The organism is Ruegeria sp. AL2, assembly GCF_056540845.1.
Window position 1 is genome coordinate 1 of record NZ_JBQFXM010000055.1, and the last position, 2,626, is coordinate 2,626.

A 2,626-nucleotide genomic window follows, 5' to 3' on the forward strand; every position below is an offset into this window, starting at 1 on the left:
AGCGAAAGCCCTTCAGACGCGGCATGCTGGATGGAATGTTCATTCATTGCATTTAGTCGTCGTCGAAATGCCAGACAACTTGGCAATACCGTAAGTTTCTCATGTAGGCTAGTCTTGTTTTATCAACTCCCTGAAGCGGGGATGGTCGCGGATCGCATCAAGATCCGGATCGACCGATAGCCATTGAAGCACGTCAGGTCCTGCATCTTTGGCAGTACGTTCGAGCACATTCAGAGCCAGATCCGTATCGCCCAAAAGCGAATAGACACAAGCAATGTTGAAACTACCACCGTCACTTCCGCCCCGTATTCGCAATGCGCGGTCCAACCATTCCCGCGCGCGGTCAAACTCGCCTCGCTGGGCGAGTATCGACGCGCCAAGTTCGAGCGGGTCAGGATTGTCAGGATACAGATCGGCGGCAATTTCTGCCCTGCGCAAGCCTAGATCGACATAATCCCTCCCTGTCTTCTTTTCACCTAACCTAGTCAGGATCATGTTAAGGAGTAGTGGTGAGCGGTAATCATCTGGCCGAATTTCAAGCGCGCGGATGAAGTGGAGTTTGGCTTTCTCAGTGTCTCCGGATGTCCAGCAGTAACGCGCGTAGTAGTAATGTGCCTCATAACACAACGGATCGACAGTAAGCGCATGTTCCATCGAAGCACGCGCTGCGCTTTCCTGCCCCGCTCCCAACAGGGCCTGCCCCTTGGCAGCATGCGCTTCGGCTAGGTTCGGTTCAAGTTCGATGGCCTTTTCGGCTGAGGCAAGTATCGCGTCGCGATCGATGCCTGCGCCCAACCAACTTGTTGACCAGGAGTCGCAGTCCGCGATGCCCGCATAGGCGCGCGCAAATGTGGGGTCGAGCTTTACAGCTTCCTCAAACATGGCGCGCGCGCGCGCCATGTAGTCATGCATCCGCAGATGGTAGAAGTGTCTGCCCTTCAGGTAGTAGCTATAGGCGTCGACATCGCGAGTTGGAGCCGCAGCGATGGAACGTTCTTCCGACACATTCAGCTCGATGCGCAACTGATCGACGATAGTTCGCGTGATTTCGTCCTGCACCTCGAAAATGTCTTCCAGGTCGCGGTCGTAACGGTCAGCCCAGACATGCCCCCCCGTCGTGCCGTCAATCAGCTGCGCCGTCACGCGCACGCGTTTGCCAGCGCGTCTCACACTGCCTTCAAGCAGGTATCGTACGCCCAGTTCGCGTGCTATCTGCGAGGAGTTGCCCGATTTGCCCTTGTAGGCAAACACAGCATTGCGCCCGACCACGAACAAGGCGGAAATCTTTGACAAATCCACGATCAGGTCTTCCGTGATCCCGTCGGCAAAATAGTCCTGTTCCCGGTCTTCGCTCAGATTGATCAGTGGCAGCACCGCAACTGATTTGTTGCGTTGCAGCGGTGCATCTGCTGGAAGCTCCTGTGCGCCGCTGCTGGCTAGATGAAACACCTGTAAAGGCTGATCGATGTTCTTTAAGATATGTTCCCCACCATCTTCGAAGCGAAGCCCTGAATCCACGCTGATCTGAGCACGCGTAGGCGCGCTCACAGCTATGCCACCGGGGCGTGCCAAAGATTCGATCCTGGCTGCAATATTGACGCCATCGCCGAAGACATCATCGCCATCATGAATGATGTCTCCGACATTAATGCCAATCCGGAACTCAATCCGCCTGTCGATGGGAATGTCAAGATTGCGGGTGCGCATACGAGATTGTATTTCGGCACCACAGGTTGCTGCGTTGACGACGCTCGGAAACTCGGCAATGAAGCCATCGCCGGTACTTTTGACGACCCGCCCGGCATGCTCCCTAACTTGGCCTTCGACTACATCGTCGAGGTGACTCTTCAAAGCCTGCAGCGTGGCAATCTCATTGGCCCGCATCAGGCGGCTAAAGCCAACCACGTCAGTTACCATGATTGCTGACAGCCGTCGTTCCACTTATGACTCCGATCAATTTCCTATGCTTGGCATCCATACAAAGCGGAGCCTAATTTGCAGAGCGCAATCGGTCCAGAACCAGAAGAAAAATGTCAGGAAAACCTTATTTGCACGGTCCCAATTGGGCTCAATAGCCGACCTCGGTGGTGGTGCAGCCCGTCAGAGGAGACATTCGCTGTGTCAACGGCGGTGAGAAAGTCTGCCATTGGGCGGAGCAAAAGTCGTCCACTGTTTGGGTGACCGGCGCCTTGGCAAACGCGCCCCCAAATAGCTGGCGGTTGCCAAGGCGTCTTGGTCCGTCAGGACCAATCTCTTCTGTGCCTTAGGAGTTCTGCCGGGCCCTGCTCTGTGCCAGGCGATAGCTTTCTCCGTTCATCTCCAGAATGCTGACGTGGTGGGTCAGCCGGTCGAGCAAGGCACCAGTGAGGCGCTCCGATCCGAATGTTTCGGTCCATTCATCGAAGGGCAGGTTCGAGGTGATCAGGATCGAGCCGCGCTCATAGCGTTGGCTGATGACCTCGAACAGCAATTCCGCCCCGGTCTTTGACAACGACACAAAACCAAGTTCGCCGATGATCAGCAGGTCCTGTGCTGGAGCGTGTTGCACAAATCGTTTCCGATGCGTAGCTGGTCCTTTGATTTGACTGCGGGATGCTGTGATGCCTTTCAAATTCAATGCGTCGCG

General features: G+C 55.4%; 2 protein-coding genes. Both read right to left on the minus strand.

Translation table 11 applies throughout. From position 1 onward, the window contains the following. Positions 1-108: 108 nt before the first annotated feature. Positions 109-1,917, minus strand: coding sequence for a TPR end-of-group domain-containing protein (locus tag ACR0ID_RS20295; RefSeq protein ID WP_480478617.1), 1,809 nt, complete (start codon positions 1,915-1,917; stop codon positions 109-111). A 346-nt stretch (positions 1,918-2,263) separates the two neighbouring features. Continuing rightward, the coding region (locus ACR0ID_RS20300; RefSeq protein ID WP_480608387.1) for an ATP-binding protein at positions 2,264-2,626 on the minus strand (363 nt) is incomplete at its 5' end.

Bases quoted from the DNA above. Each gene is read 5' to 3' on its own strand.
- ACR0ID_RS20295 (WP_480478617.1), bottom strand. From the start codon at position 1,917: ATGGTAACTGACGTGGTTGGCTTTAGCCGCCTGATGCGGGCCAATGAG.